Origin of the sequence: Delftia sp. S65 (assembly GCF_016516495.1) — a bacterium.
Classification (GTDB): domain Bacteria; phylum Pseudomonadota; class Gammaproteobacteria; order Burkholderiales; family Burkholderiaceae_C; genus Comamonas; species Comamonas acidovorans.
In genome coordinates this window covers 1-13891 of the sequence record NZ_JACVUR010000016.1, presented here as the reverse complement: position 1 = coordinate 13891, position 13891 = coordinate 1, and the positions used below count along the sequence as shown (strand labels likewise).

10 protein-coding genes are annotated in these 13891 nt (G+C 67.0%); 3 read left to right on the top strand and 7 right to left on the bottom strand.

Features of this window, described 5'->3' with window-relative positions:
* Window positions 1-59 precede the first annotated feature (59 nt).
* Complete coding sequence (locus tag IAE24_RS14975; protein ID WP_012203191.1) at window positions 60-632, bottom strand: 5-formyltetrahydrofolate cyclo-ligase; 573 nt, start codon at window positions 630-632, stop codon at window positions 60-62.
* Between the two features lie 15 nt (window positions 633-647).
* Here IAE24_RS14975 and IAE24_RS14970 point away from each other — a divergent pair, with 15 nt between their 5' ends.
* Together IAE24_RS14970 and IAE24_RS14965 are read left to right on the top strand one after the other, a co-directional pair.
* On the top strand, window positions 648-2627 hold the full coding sequence (locus tag IAE24_RS14970) for a lytic transglycosylase domain-containing protein (RefSeq protein WP_043825689.1): 1980 nt from the start codon (window positions 648-650) through the stop codon (window positions 2625-2627).
* Window positions 2628-2735: 108 nt separating this feature from the next.
* Window positions 2736-3299, top strand: a complete 564-nt coding sequence (locus IAE24_RS14965; RefSeq protein ID WP_199961033.1) for a DUF4124 domain-containing protein — start codon at window positions 2736-2738, stop codon at window positions 3297-3299.
* A gap of 14 nt (window positions 3300-3313) precedes the next feature.
* Here the strand turns inward: IAE24_RS14965 and IAE24_RS14960 are convergent, their stop codons facing one another.
* From IAE24_RS14960 to IAE24_RS14940, 5 genes are all read right to left on the bottom strand, one after another.
* The gene (locus IAE24_RS14960) at window positions 3314-3994 is read right to left on the bottom strand and encodes a Fe2+-dependent dioxygenase (RefSeq protein WP_199961032.1); all 681 of its coding nucleotides are present in this window, start codon (window positions 3992-3994) and stop codon (window positions 3314-3316) included.
* Between the two features lie 110 nt (window positions 3995-4104).
* Window positions 4105-6405: a catecholate siderophore receptor Fiu gene (locus IAE24_RS14955; protein ID WP_043825680.1), complete on the bottom strand. Its 2301-nt coding sequence runs from the start codon at window positions 6403-6405 to the stop codon at window positions 4105-4107.
* A gap of 214 nt (window positions 6406-6619) precedes the next feature.
* On the bottom strand, window positions 6620-8920 hold the full coding sequence (locus IAE24_RS14950) for a catecholate siderophore receptor Fiu (RefSeq protein WP_199961031.1): 2301 nt from the start codon (window positions 8918-8920) through the stop codon (window positions 6620-6622).
* 237 nt (window positions 8921-9157) lie between these two features.
* Window positions 9158-10129 (bottom strand): MBL fold metallo-hydrolase, encoded by a 972-nt coding sequence (locus IAE24_RS14945; protein WP_199961030.1) that lies wholly within the window; start codon window positions 10127-10129, stop codon window positions 9158-9160.
* A gap of 86 nt (window positions 10130-10215) precedes the next feature.
* Window positions 10216-11916 (bottom strand): AMP-binding protein, encoded by a 1701-nt coding sequence (locus tag IAE24_RS14940; RefSeq protein WP_199961029.1) that lies wholly within the window; start codon window positions 11914-11916, stop codon window positions 10216-10218.
* Between the two features lie 170 nt (window positions 11917-12086).
* Here IAE24_RS14940 and IAE24_RS14935 point away from each other — a divergent pair, with 170 nt between their 5' ends.
* The gene (locus IAE24_RS14935; RefSeq protein ID WP_199961028.1) at window positions 12087-13085 is read left to right on the top strand and encodes an esterase/lipase family protein; all 999 of its coding nucleotides are present in this window, start codon (window positions 12087-12089) and stop codon (window positions 13083-13085) included.
* Here the strand turns inward: IAE24_RS14935 and phhA are convergent.
* Complete coding sequence (gene phhA, locus IAE24_RS14930; protein ID WP_199961070.1) at window positions 13034-13873, bottom strand: phenylalanine 4-monooxygenase; 840 nt, start codon at window positions 13871-13873, stop codon at window positions 13034-13036. The genes IAE24_RS14935 and phhA overlap by 52 nt on opposite strands.
* Between the last annotated feature and the right edge of the window lie 18 nt (window positions 13874-13891).

Here is a 13891-nt window from a genome sequence, read left to right as displayed (position 1 = left end):
CTCCCCCGCGAAGCGGGCAGAGAGGGGGAAGGCGCGCAGCGCCTCAGGGGGTGCTTGTTCTACACCGGCCAGACGACTCCGTGGTCGTTCAAGATGGCATCCAGCGGCAGGTCATGCGGCTCGGGCTCGAACTCGTCCACATAGCCGCAGCCGTAGCCCAGGCCCACGGTGAAGGGCTTGGGCTGCAGTTCGGCCAGGGTGCGGTCATAGAACCCCCCGCCATAGCCCAGGCGGTAGCCGCCGGCCGCGTAGCCCACGCAGGGCACGAACAGCAGGGTGGGGGTCAGGGTTTCGGTGTCCTTGGGCTTGGGAATGCCGTAGGCATCCTCTTCCATGGGACAGCCCGGGTACCAGGCGTGAAAGCTGAGTGTCTTACGCTGCTTGTCAATCACCGGCAGTCCGATTCGGCGCCTTTGTGGGGTACCCTGTAGCTCGCCATCTTCCTTCCAGCGGTGAAGCGCGGGCAGCGGATCGAACTCTCCCTTGATCGGCCAATAGGCGCCGATCACGGTGTCGGGCCGTTGGATCAGCCAAAAGCGCATGACCTGTTGCAGCGCGTCGGCGCGCTGCAGTCGGTCGGGAAGATTGAGGCGCTGGTCTATCAAGCTGCGGCGCAGGGCTGCTTTGTCCATCAGATAATTTCCTCCATGCACTGGCTGAAGATTTTGACACCGCTTTTGGCGGCTTCCCTCTGGACCACCGCAGCCACGCCTGCGCTGGCGCAAAACCGTGGCGACGATGTCTTGCTGGAAATGCAGCAGGCCTTCCGCAAAGGCGACAAGGCCAAGCTCACGCAGCTGCTGCCTTCTGCGCGTGGCCATGTGCTCGAACCTTGGGCCGCGTACTGGGAACTCAAGGCCCGGCTGGATGAAGCCAGTGCCGATGAGATTCTGGGGTTTTTCAAGCGCTGGCCCGGCACCTACCAGGAAGACCGGCTGCGCAACGACTGGCTGCTGCTGCTGGGGCAGCGCCGCGACTGGGGCATGTTCGACCAGGTGCATGGTGCGTTTCGCATGCGCGATGACCGCTCCGTCAGCTGCTACGCCCTGCTGATCGACAGCATCAAGGGCCAGCCTGCTGCCAACCTGGGCCAGCAGGTGCGCGACCTGTGGTGGGCCCAGCGCGACGCCGACGACGGCTGCACCTACGCCGCCGGCGAGCTGTACGCGGCCAAGCAGATCAGCGAACCCGAAGTCTGGCGCAAGGCGCGCCAGGCGGCCGAGGCCAATCGCCAGAAGGCCACGCGCGATGCGGTGGCCATCGTCGCTCCCGAGGCCCTGCCCCAGGTGGCGCAGGTCTTTGCCTCGCCCGCCAAGTACCTGGCCGGGCAGACGCGCGTGCGCGGTGCCGTGCCCAAGGAGCTGGCGCTGCTGGCGTTGGTCCGCATGGCCTCCAGCGACCCGGCGGCGGCGGCCACCCAGCTGGAAGGCGGCTGGGGTGCCCGGCTGACGGCCGAGGAGAACAACTGGGCCTGGGGCGTGATCGGCAAGCAGGCCGCGCTCAAGCTGCAGCCCGAAGCGGCGACCTATTTCGGCAAGGTGCGCAAGGACGGCGACCTCAGCGATGAACTGCTGGGCTGGAAGGTGCGCGCCGCGCTGCGCGCCGGCGACTGGCGCACGGTGCGCCGCGCCATCGACGCCATGGGTCCCGAGCGCACCGAACACACATGGACCTACTGGAAGGCGCGCGCCCTGCTGTCCGGCCGACCGAGCGAGCAGGAACGCTCCGAGGCGCGCCAGTTGCTGGAGGACATGGCCGGCCCCGGCAGCTTCTACGAGCAATTGGCGCTGGAGGACATCGGCCAGCGCGTGACGGCGCCCCCCCAGCCGGCGCCGCCCACGGCGCCCGAAAAGGCCGCCGCCCGCGCCAACCCCAGCCTGGTGCGCGGCCTCTACGCCATCCAGAACGGCCTGCGCAGCGAAGGCGTGCGCGAATGGAACTACGCCACCAACCTGCACCAGGCCGGCGGCATGAGCGACCGCGAACTGCTGGCCGCCGCCGATCTGGCCTGCCAGCAGCAGGTCTGGGACCGCTGCATCAACACCAGCGAGCGCACCCGCAGCTTTGCCGACTGGAGCCAGCGCTTTCCCATGCCCTTCCACGACACGGTGCTGGCGCGCTCGCGCTCCATCGGCCTGGACCCGGCCTACGTCTATGGCCTGATCCGCCAGGAAAGCCGCTTCATCATGGATGCCCGCTCGGGCGTGGGCGCCTCGGGCCTGATGCAGGTCATGCCGGCCACGGCCCGCTGGACGGCGCGCAAGATCGGCATGACGGACTTTTCCCCGTCCATGATCAATGACCGCGAGGTGAACATCACCATCGGCACCGCCTATCTGAAGCTGGCGCTGGACGATTTCGACGGTTCCATGGCGCTGGCTGCGGCCGGCTACAACGCCGGTCCCGGCCGCCCGCGCAACTGGCGCAACGGCCCGGTGCTCGACGCCGCCATCTGGGCCGAGAACGTGCCCTTCACAGAGACGCGCGACTACGTGAAGAAGGTGCTGTCCAACACCACCAACTACGCGGCGCTCATCACGGGCCAGCCCCAGTCGCTCAAGAGCCGCCTGGGCACCATCGGCCCCCGCGATGCAGCCACGCCCGACCCCAGCAAGGACCTGCCCTGAGCCGCACTTGACATTCCTGCGGGGTGCAGCGCCATCTGGCGTTGCTACACTTGGTTACCGACAGGCGGGCCGCATGCCGCGGCCCCGGATACCGCAGGGGTTTCAACAATGACAACAACATGGAGCCGCGCGGCCTGGGCCGCGCTGGGTCTTGCATGGGCGTGCACGGCGGCAGCGCAGCCGGTCTACAAATGGGTGGACGCGGAAGGGCGCACGCATTACGGATCGCAGCTGCCCACCGACCAGGCCGATGCCGGCCAGATCAAGGTATCGCCCAATGGCAGCTCGGGCGCAGGCTCGGGCCGGTTTGGCGAGGAGCGCAACCCCGACGGCACGAAGAAGCTGCCCAAGCAGGTGCGCGAGATGGCGGACGGCGTGGCCAAGGGCCTGAGCAAGGTCGACTCCAAGGAGGTGCCGCTGAACTGCGCCGCCGCCGTGGACAACATCCGCAGCCAGGTGGACACCATGGTCGAGAACGGGCAGAAGAACGTCAAGGGCGGCTACATCACGCAGGCGCAGTTCGATGCAACCGCTGGCAAGTTTCGCGAGGCGCGCACCCATGCCACGGTGGCCGACTGCCAGGCCGCCACGGGCCGCTCCAAGGCCATGTACCAGTGCATGTCCAACAGCTACAACCACCTGATCGGCTGCGTCGAAAAGCACAAGCCCTGAAGCGATCCGATCCCTCAGGTCTCCGCCCACATGCGCAGCAGGTTGTGATATTGGCCCGCGAGGCTGAGGGTTTCATCGGTCTCGCCCAGTTTTTCGCGCAGGCGCTGGATGGTCTGGTCCATCTCGAACAGCATGGCCCGGCGTGTGTCGTCGCGCACCATGCTCTGCGCCCAGAAGAAGGAGCACACGCGCTCACCCCGGGTGACCGGTTCCACGCGGTGCAGGCTGGTGGAGGGGTAGAGGATGAGATCGCCGGCCGGCAGCTTGACCTCGTGCGTGCCGTAGGTGTCCACCACGACCAGCTCGCCGCCGTCGTAGTCCTCGGGATCGCAGAGGAAGAGGGTGCCGGACACATCGGTGCGCATCCACTGCTGCGCGCCTGGCAGGCGCCGCGCGGCACCGTCCACGTGCAGGCCATAGGTTTCACTGTCCGCATAGCGGTTGAACAGCGGCAACATGGTGCGTGCGGGCAGGGCGGCACTGAAGTACAGCGCATTGGCCGCCAGCGCCTGCTCGATGATGCGGCCCTGCTCCAGTGCCACGGGCGAGTCTTCGGGCAACTGGCGGTTGCGCTTGACCCGGGCGCCCTGGCTGCCTGCCGTGGCACGGCCATCCACCCAGTCGCCGGCGTCGATGGCTGTGCGGATGGCAGTGACCTGCTGGCGCGTGAGCACGTCGGGAATGTGCAGCATCATGGTGCGGGTCCTCCTCGCATGGAAAAAGCCCCGGCGGGGCCGGGGCGGTACTGGGATTGTCGGCGCTCTGCGCGCGGCAAGGCCGGCGCAGCGGCCCGTCTTGCATCCACTCAGAAGCGGAAGTTCGCGGACACGCGCACGGAGCGCGGCGTGCCCGGGAAATAGCGGTAGCCGCTCTTGTTGATGGCGCCCACGTATTCCTTGTCGAACAGGTTGTAGAAGTTCAGCTGGATGTCGGCGTTCTTGTTGATGCGGTAGCTGGCCATGGCATCGAAGACCCAGTAGGCATCGGTGAAGTTGGGCGTGCCCACGGCGCCGTCGGTGCCACGCTTGAGTCCGCCCGAGTAGCGCGCCCCGCCAGCCAGCGTCAGGCCGAACGGGAACTGGTAGCTGGTCCACAGCGAGAAGGCGTTCTTGGGCGTGTAGGTCAGGCCGCTGGAGCCGTCCTGCGCCACGGTGGCACCTGTGTCCACCTTGGTGTTCTGGATGGTGTAGCCCGCCGTCACGCCCCAGGCCGGGCTGATCTGGCCCGTGGCGCCCAGCTCCAGACCCTGCACGATCTTCTTGCCGGTCTGTCCCACGGTGCCGTCAGGGTTGGTGACGATCTCGTTGGTGATCTCGGTGCGGAACAGCGCGCCTGTCAGCAGCAGGCGCTTGTCCATCAGCTCCCACTTGGTTCCCAGCTCGGCGGTCTTGGCCTTTTGCGGGTCCATGTTGGGATTGTTGGCGTTGTTGGCGGCCGTGGACAGCGTGAAGTTGGCACCGCCCGGTGGCTGCTGCGACAGGGCGTAGTTCACGTACACGCTGCCATTGGGCGCGGGCTTGTAGAGGCCGCCGATCTTCCAGCTCAGCAGGGTGTCGGAGGCCTCCAGGCCCACGGCGCTGGGCAGCACGGTGCCTGCAGGATTGCTGCCGCAGGCCGGGCCGCTGCGGCCTCCGCAGACGGCGCGTGCGTCGTACTGCGTCTTGTAGCGGTCCAGGCGCAGGCCTGCGTTGGCCTGCCATTGCTCATTGAACTTGAGCGTGTCGAAGGCGTACAGCGCGAAGGTGTCGGTCGAGCCCTTGCTGTCGGCGCCGTTGCGCGACCAGTTCAGGCCGGAGCTGGGCACCTGCGGGTCATAGAGATTGGCATCGGGCCAGGCGCCTGTGGTGCCCGTGCCGTAGTTGCTCTGCTTCTCGCGCGTGATCTCCACCCCGGTGCTCAGCTCGTGGCGCACGCTGCCTGTCGCCAGCTTGGTCGTCAGGTTGGTCTGGTTGGTGACGATGTCGTTGACCTGGTTCTTGAAGGTCGGCAGGCTGCGCGCCACGGTCCAGTTGGCGGGGTTGCTGCTGTTGTTGGCGGACAGCGTCATGAAGGCCGTGAGCAGGTAGTCCTGCTTGGTGCGACCCCAGCGCGTGGTGTTGCGCAGCGTGGTGTCGGGCGTGAAGTCGTGCTCCACGCGCAGCGTGACCATGTCGGCCGTCACGTCGTCGTGGTCGGCGCTGGTGCCGTAGAAGCGGCTGGGGTCCACAGGGCGGCCCGCGTTCAGGCGCGCGTCGGTGTTGCTGTAGCCGGGCAGGCCGATGGTGGGCACGCCGCCGTCCGGCACATTGCTTTGCTTGACGTGCAGCACGTTCAGGTAGGTGCGCGTGTCGGTGTTCAGTCCGAAGGCGAACGACGGTGCGATGCCCCAGCGGTCGTTGGCCACGCGGTCGCGGCCGGCGACGCCGGCGTCCTGCACCATGGCGTTGAGCCGGAAGGCCGCGCCGCCCATGCCGGTCAGGCTCTTGTTCCAGTCCACGGTGGAGCGCTTGTAGCTGCCCGAGCCCGCACCCAGCGAGGCGCCGAAGCTGTCGGTCAGGCTGGGCTGCTTGGTGACCATGTTGATGGCACCGGTGGGGGCACTGCGGCCGTAGTCGGTGCTGGCCGGGCCCTTGGTGACTTCCACCTGCTCGGTGTTGAACACGTCGCGCGAGATGGAGCCCACGTCGCGCACGCCATCCACATAGATGCTGTTGGAGGTGTCGAAGCCGCGCATGTAGATGGCATCACCCGTGCTGGTGTTGCCGTTCTCGCCCGCGTAGAAGGTGCCTGCGCCGGGCACGTTGCGCAGCGCCTCGGTCAGCGTGGTGGCGCCTTGTTCCTGCAGCACCTGCTCCTTGATGACGGAGATGGTCTGCGTGGTGTCCACCAGCGGCTGGGTGAACTTGGGAGAGGAGACCTGCGTGGGCTCGTAGCCGGTGCTGCGTGCGCCTTCGACCGTCACTTCCTTGAGGCTGGGCGCGGCATTGGTGCCAGGGGAAGAAGTCTGGGCCATTGCGGGCAGGCCCAGGGTGGCCAGGGCTGCGGCAGCAGCGATGAGACCGGCCGACGACGGGCGGCCGGCACCATGGTGTTTGCGGCTTTTGATGTACGTGTTGGAGTTCGCCATGTTGGAGGAGGGCGCAATGCCCGGCGCACGGGAGGGCGCCGTGGGCGGTGAATGTGCTGGCTTGCTGGTCGGATGGCGTGCAGGACGGCTCCGGTGCTGGCTGTAACAGAGGTCTATGTCTGTAGTGAAAATGATAGTGATTCTTAATAAAAATATAAGAACTATCTGATATCGCCTTGTCTGTTCGTTGCCGCTCGGCAACACCTCGCTGGCATCAGAACTTCAGCGTGGCCACGAGCCGGGCCGAGCGTGCTGGGCCCGGCATGTAGCGTGCGCCGTTGTTGTTGAGGCTGGCCACATATTTCTTGTCGGCCAGGTTGTAGACGTTCAGTTGAAGGCGCAGGTGCTTGCTGACCTCATAGGCCATGAAGGCGTCGTAGACCCAGTAGTCGCGTGTGCTGGGCATGTTGGTGGTGTCCGGCACGGCGGAATTGCTGACCAGGCGCGCCATCCTGGCCATGTAGCGTGCGCCACCACCCAGCGTCAGTCCGTTGCCGAAGCGGTACGTGGTCCAGCTGGTGAAACTGAGCTTGGGTGACCAGTTCAGGTGTGCGCCGGTCTGTGAAGACGTGCCCTGCTCAATCTTGGTGTTCATGCGTGCCAGGCCGGCCGTGACGTTCCAGGCCGGCGTAATCTGGCCGACGGCGCCCAGCTCGATCCCCTTGACCTGCTTCTTGCCATACTGGGTCACGGCACCCGTGACGTTGTCGATGGTGCCCAGGTCGTTGCGCACCGTGGTTTGGAACAGGGCGGCCGTCAGCAGCAGGCGGCGATCCAGGATGTCCCACTTGGTCCCCACTTCCAGGTTGGCGGCCTTGGAGGGGTCCATGCTGGAGTGGTTGATGTTGCCCTCCGTAGCACTGAGCGAGAAGTTGCTGCCGCCCGGCGGCTGCTGCGACGTCGAGATGCCGGCGTAGATGCTGCCGTAGTCCACCGGCTTGAAGACCAGCCCCAGTTTTGTGCTTAGCAGGCTGCCGCTGCTGCTTAGTTGGCTGGTGGTCTGCGCACCCGTGGCGGCATTGGGTGCGGTGGTGTTGTCGTTGGCGCTGCGGTAGCGGTCCCAGCGCAGGCCGCCGTTGAGCTGCCACTGCGGACTGAACTCGATGCTGTCGAAGGCATACAGCGCGACGGTTCTGGTGTTGCCTTCGCTGATCTGGCCTGTGTAGCGGATGTCCTGGCCCGTGATTGGATCGTTGACGTTGGGGGCATAGAGGTTGGCGGGCGCCATAGTGCCGGCGCCCGTGCGTCCCCTGGAGGTCTGCTTCTCGTAGATCAGTTCCAGGCCCGCGCTCAGCGCGTGCTGCAGTCCGCCGGTCTTGAAACTCGATGAAAGATTGCTCTGGTTGGTGAGCAGTTGGTTGGATTGCCAGCGCAACTGGCGCGAGCGCGAGGCAGTCCAGGTGGCGGGGTCCGGGCGACCCACGGCGCTTGCGCCGCTTCCGTCGCTGACGATGCCCGAGGTGCCCGTGAGCAACTGGTCGATCTTGCTGCGTCCCACGCGCGTGATGTTGCGCACCGTGGTGCCGGGTGACAGGTCGTGCTCGAAGCGCACGGTGGCCTGGTTCAGCTCGGTCTTGCTGAAGTCGTCCAGGCTGCCGTAGAAGTTGGACGGGTCCACGGGCCGTATGTCTTTGATGCCCAGTATGGACAATGCGCCGTTGTAGAAGCCTGGAAGTCCCACGGTGGGCACGCCGCCATCGGGACGGTTGTCGTATTGCAGCAGTTGCATGTCGGCGATGAGGCGCGTGGGCGTGCCCAGCCCCAGGGCCAGCGATGGCGCCATGCCCATGCCCTGGTCGCGCACGAAGTCGCGGCCTGCGACACCACTGCTCTGGACCATGGCGCTCAGACGCAGGGCGGCGGTGTCGCCGAGCTGCCGGTTCAGGTCTGCGGTGGCGCGGTTGGTGTCGGCGGTGCCGGTGCCAAGGCGTATCTGCGACAGATCGCCCAGCATCGGCAGCTTGGTGCGCATGTTGATGCTGCCGGAAGGCGCGCCGCGCCCGTACTCGGAACCCGAGGCGCCCTTGACGATCTCGATGTCCTCGATGTTGAAAGTGTCGCGCACCGAACTGCCCAGGTTGCGCACGCCGTCGATGAAGATGCTGCCCGTGGTGTCGAAGCCGCGCATGAAGATGTTGTCCTTGCTGTTGGAGTTGCCGCCTTCTCCCAGCAACAGGGTCACGCCGGGCGTGTTGCGCAAGGCTTCCTGCAAGGTGGTCGCTTCCTGTTCCTCCATGACTTCCCGGCGTATCACCGACAGGGTCTGGGGCGTGTCCACCAGCGGGCGGGTGAACTTGGGGGATGCTGCCTTTTGCGCCTTGTAGCCGCCCTCATGGCGGTCGCGGACCTGGACTTCACCGAGTGTCTGGTCCAGCGGAGCTGGCGCGGCGGGCTGCGCCTGGATCTGCATCGGCAGGCTCAGTGCCATCAGCGTGGCGGCGATGCCCACGGCATGCGGCCGTGTCGCAGCCGCGCAGTGCTTGCGGCCGGTGATGTGATTGGTGTGGTGAGCCATGCCCGCCTCCCTCGCTGTGCATGATTGGATGCTGGCTGGCGGGGCGGCTGGACGCGGAGCGCGTCATGTGGCAGGCCTGAGGCTCGCTCTGATCAGCGCAGGCACTTGGCCTGCAGTGCGATTCCCGTGGACGTCAGGAGCGCCTTTTTGCTGATCAGCGAATGCTAGTCATTGCCATTTGTGAAATCTATCAGAGCATTCTTAATTTCTTTTACGTCTATCGCAGATCTGTTTCGTTCAGGCGTTGTGAATCCATTCGCCCTCGCGCTGCGCCGCGCCCGATTGCACCAGCGCATCCACCAGCGTGCGGCTCCAGTGCTCGGCGGTTTCGTGGCTGAAATAGCCTGCATGCAGCATGCCGAAGTAGGGCGTGGCGGCCAGCCAGGCCAGCAGATCGGTGGTGCGTATGCGCTGCCAGTCCAGCAGTCGGTACTTGAGCAGCACCTTGGCCGCGTAGAGCGCGTGGCGCTCGGGGGCGCGCACAAAGCCGTCCAGGCGGCGGCGCGCCGTGTCCAGCGCGGCGGCCACGCCCGTGAAAACGCTGCCGTGGCCGGGGACGATGGTGAGCGGTGCCAGGCCTTCGATCACGTCGAGCGTGGCGGCCACCTCGTCGAAGGCGCTCAGGCCCTCGATCTCGGGGAAGACCACGCCGAAGCCGTTTTCCCAGAGCGCGTCGGCCGAGATCAGGGTGCGGCTGGCGGGCTCGAACAGGATGATGGAGTGCGGATCGTGCCCGGGCGCGGCATGGATCTGCCAGTCGCGCCCCGACAGCCGCACGCTGGTGCCGGGCTGCAGCACGCCGGTCAGCGCAAATTGCGGGCATTCCTGGCCGGTGGGCGTGTAGCTCAGTGCAGCGGGGTTCCAGTCGCGCACGAAGGCGGCCTGGCCCGGTGCGGCGTAGGTCCGGGCCTGCGGCCAGTGCGCCTGCAAGGCAGCATTGCCGCCGCAGTGATCGCTGTGCAGATGGGTGTTGAGGATGCGTGCCAGCGGTTGGCCGGCCAGCGTCTGCTCGACCAGCAGCACGGTCTGCCCGGCATGGCTGACGTAGCCGGTATCGACCACGGCAGCGCCGTCGTCCTGCGGGTCGTCTACAGGGGCATCGGCATCGGCGGCGAAGACGATGTTGTTGGCCGACAGCCAGCCGCGCTCCAGCACGGTCATGCCGGGGGGCAGCGCGGCGCTGTCGCTGGTTGGGGCGGAAGTTGTCATGAGGAGGTGGGCGGCTTTTTGCCCGAGGCTAACAGCCGCAGGCAGCCACGGCTGACGCGTGGGCTACAGCTGCGGCCGTGCGGGTTTCAGGCGGGATCGCGCAGGGCGCGCCTGAGGATCTTGCCTACGTTGGTCTTGGGCAGTTCGTCGCGGAACTCCACCGTGCGCGGGCGCTTGTAGCCGGTGAGCTGGTCATGGCAAAAGCGCATCACCTGGTCCTCGGTCAGTGCCGGGTCGCTGCGCACCACGTAGACCTTGATGGCCTCGCCCTGGCGCTCGTCGGCCACGCCCACGGCTGCGCATTCGAGCACGCCGGGGCACATGGATATCACGTTCTCCAGCTCGTTCGGATAGACGTTGAAGCCGCTGACCACCATCATGTCCTTCTTGCGGTCGATGATGCGGGTGAAGCCCTCCTGGTCCATCACGCCGATGTCGCCGGTGCGCATGTAGCCGTCGGCCGTGAAGGCCTTGGCGGTTTCGTCCGGCTGGTTGTAGTAGCCGCGCATGACGTTGGGGCCCTTGATGCACAGCTCGCCGGCCTCTCCCATGGGCAGGTCGCGGCCTTCGTCGTCCTTGATGGCGATGGAGATGCCCGGCAGCGGCAGGCCGATGGTGCCGCTGAAGGAGGTGGTGATGACGGGGTTGTTGGTGCCGATGGCGCAGGTCTCGCTCATGCCCCAGCCTTCGATCATCACGCTGCCCGTGACCTGCTGCCACTGACGTGCCGTGCCCTCGCTGGCGGCCATGCCCCCGGCCTGGGAGACGCGCAGTTGCGAGAAGTCCAGCTCGCGGAACTGGGCGTTGTTGAGCAGGGCGTTGAACAGGGTGTTGACGGCCGGCAGGATGTGGAAGGGCCGTTTTTGCAGCACCTTGACGAACTTGGGGATGTCGCGCGGATTGGGGATCAGGCTCAGGCTGGCGCCCATGCGCATGGCAAACAGGCTCACCGTGAGCGCGAAGATGTGGTACAGCGGCAGCGCCGCGATGATGTGCGTGTCCTGGGCCTTTACGCGGCCATGCAGCGCGGGCGTGAACCAGGCATGGGCCTGCAGCGTGGCGGCCACGATGCAGCGGTGGGTGAGCACGGCGCCCTTGGACAGGCCCGTGGTGCCGCCCGTGTACTGCAGAAAGGCCACCGAATCCAGCCCCGCCTGGCTGGGCCGCAGCTCTTTCTGGGCGCCGCGCGCCAGCGCCTGGGAAAAGGTCGTGACCTCGCGCACCGTGCCGCCCGCGCCGTCCAGCGGCAGGCTGTAGGCCGGCACCATCTTGGCCAGGTGGCGCACGGCGAAGGTGATCCAGCTGCCATACATGCCGCCCAGCAGATCGCCCATGGCCGTGACGCAGACATGACGTATGGCGCTGCGCTCGATCACGTCGGCCAGGGTGTGGGCGAAGTTCTCCAGGATGATGATGGCCGTGGCGCCCGAGTCCTTGAGCTGGTGCTCCAGCTCGCGCGGGGTGTACAGCGGATTGACGTTGACGCAGGTGTAGCCGGCGCGCAGCACGGCCGCCATGCTCACGGCGAACTGCGGCACATTGGGCAGCATGATGGCCACGCGCGCATCGGGCTCCAGGCCCAGCCCCTGCAGCCAGGCGCCCAGGCGGGTGGACAGCTGGTCCAGCTCGCGGTAGCTCATCCAGCGGTCCATGCAGACCGAAAAGGGCAGGTCCTCATGCTGGGTGAAGGCCTCCTCCAGCAGGTGTGTGAGCGAGCGGTATTGCTCGGGATGCACCTCGTGAGGCACATCGGCGGGATAGTTCTTGAGCCAGGGCGCAGCGTCCATGCAGGGTACCTTGGGTTGCTGGGAAGACAGGGGAACAGCGAAGTTGCAGGCGCCGGTCGGCCGGCCACCGCTGCGGCCGATTCTGGTCAGGCGGGTGCTTTGCGGTCTACACGGGGTTGTCCTAGGGCCTGTGCTACGTTGGCTTCTTTTTTCATTGGGGACGGGCTGCCGTGAACGCACGCATTCTGCAAATGGTGGCGCTGGGCACGCTGGCGGGCGCCGCGGCCTGGCTGGCATGGTGGTGGCCGCGTTCACCCGGGCTGGCGCTGGCGGGGGCGCTGCTGGGCCTGTGCTGGCCGGGCCTGCACCTGGGCCTGCAGATGCTGCTGATGCGCCGCGTGGTGCGCAAGGCGGGCGCGCCCGTGCCGTCATGGCGCACGGTGGCGGCAGCTTGGCTGGCCGAGTGGCGGTTGGCCGTGCAGGTGTTTGGCTGGCGGCTGCCGTTTCGCGCCCGTGCCCAGGCCGATGGCTGGCCTGACGGCGGCACCACCGGCCAAGTGGGGGTGATGGGCCAGGTGGGCGTGGTGCTGGTCCACGGGTTCTTCTGCAACCGCGCGGTCTGGGCGCCATGGCTGCGGCGGCTGAAGGAACGCGGCATTGCCTGCGCGGCCATGACGTTGGAGCCGGCGCATGGCGCATCCATCGACGCCATGGTGGCCGACCTTGATGCCTGCGCGCGCCGCATGGCCCAGGCCACGGGGCGCGCTCCGCTGATCGTGGCGCACAGCATGGGCGGCCTGGTGGTGCGGGCCTGGCTGGGGCAACTGTCGGCGCAGGAGCGCCCGCAACTGGCGGCCCATGTGGTGACGCTGGCCACCCCACACCGTGGCACCTGGATGGCGCGCTTCGCCCATGGCCTGCCGGCGCTGCAGATGCGCATGGACAGCGCCTGGCTGCAGCGCCTGGGGCCGCCGCCCTCGGACGTGCCCTTCAGCTGCTGGTGGAGCTGCTGCGACAACATCGTCTTTCCATTCCCCGTGGCCACGCTGCCGGGGCAGGATGCGCACCGCCTGGACGATGTGGCCCATGTGCAGCTGGTGTTCGACGAGCGCGTCTGGCGCTTTTGCCTGGCGCTGCGCGAGCGGCTTGAGGCTGCAGATTCCTGCAGCGCCGATTCCTACAGAGCGACCTCGCCCGGCAGCAGCGCATCTGCCGCGACGGTGGGCTGATCGCGCAGCTGGCGGTACAGCGGCTCGAAATCGGCGGCCGTGAGGTCGAACAGCTGCTGCAGGTCGTCGATCACGAAGTAGGTGTGCTGGTAGCTGTCGATCTTGTAGAGCGTGCGCATGGCGCGCTCCAGCGACAGCGGCAGGCGCTGCGGCTCGGGGCTGCGCACCGAGTAGTTGAGTTCGCCCGATGAACTGAGAATGCCCGCGCCATAGGCGCGCAGGCCGCCCTGCTCGCGGATCAGGCCGAATTCGATGGTGTACCAGTACAGGCGCGACAGCATCTCGCAGGCGCCCAGCTCGGCCGCCTTGAGCCCGCCTTGGCCATAGGCCTGGATGTAGTCCGCGATGACGGGGTTGAACAGCAGCGGCACATGGCCGAAGAGGTCGTGGAAGACATCGGGCTCGACGATGTACTCGAACTCCTCGGGCTTGCGGATCCAGTCCGTGACCGGGAATTTGCGGTTGGCCAGCAGCGAGAAGAAGGGCACTTCGGGAATCAGCCCGGGCACGCCGACGATCTCCCAGCCCGTGGCGCGGCGCAGGCGCTCGTTGACTTCCTCGAAGCGCGGAATGCGGTCCTTGGCGCCCAGCGAGGGCAGGGCGTCGATGAAGTGCTGGCTTGCCAGGCCCGGCAGCAGGGCGGACTGGCGCTCGTACAGGCGCCGGTAGGTGTCGTGGTCGGCCTCGGTGTAGGCGTCGTAGTCCTGCGCGCAGGTGTAGTCGTCGCTGGCGCGGCTGTAGTCGCCGCGCGGGGGGCGGTCGGCCTGGCCGTAGACCACGGGTGCCACACCGGGGGAGTGGGCGGG